The organism is Vibrio sp. 1562 (assembly GCF_033340155.1).
In the GTDB taxonomy this organism is placed as follows: domain Bacteria; phylum Pseudomonadota; class Gammaproteobacteria; order Enterobacterales; family Vibrionaceae; genus Vibrio; species Vibrio alginolyticus.
In genome coordinates, this window is the sequence record NZ_JAWOVY010000533.1 from 1 (window position 1) to 604 (window position 604).

1 pseudogene is annotated in these 604 nt (G+C 43.5%); it reads right to left on the bottom strand.

The window, feature by feature from the left end:
• Window positions 1-604: pseudogene (locus R7Z49_RS26240) on the bottom strand (IS3 family transposase); the annotation flags it as partial.

The following is a 604-nucleotide window of genomic DNA, read 5'->3' on the forward strand; positions in this document are numbered from 1 at the left end:
TTTGGCGCATCTCATCTCTAGTCATTATCGGTTCGTATTGGATCGCTTCAACTTTCATCGAATGGAAGAAGCTCCCAACACACGCATTATCCCAGCAGTTTCCTTTTCAACTCATACTTTGTTGTAGATTATAAGCAGTTATTAGGCCTCTATAATCTTTAGAGCAATACTGGCTATCTCGATCACCATGAACAATAACCTGCTCAGGGAGTCCGCGACGAACCAAAGCCATTGATAGCGCATCATAGACCAGCGTAGCCGTCATTCTGGAATTGTCTGAGTAAAGGTCAATAATTACCGCCAAGTACAGCCAGCCTTCGCTTGTGGCGACATAGGTGATGTCTCCAACCCATTTTTCATTCGGAGTCGTTGCATTAAAGTCCTGATCTAGCGAGTTCGGAGCTGCAGGTATCTTATGCTTGCTGTCCGTTGTACACTTAAACTTGCGTGCCGATTTCGGTGTTAAATCCTGACGCTTCATGCTGGCTGAAATTGTTTTAACATTATTGCTATCACCGTTCTTAGCTAGTTCTTTCTGGTTGCCCCTTGAACCATCTCGACCTTTACTGTCGTCAAAAGTATCTTTAACTTTTGTATTAAGCTC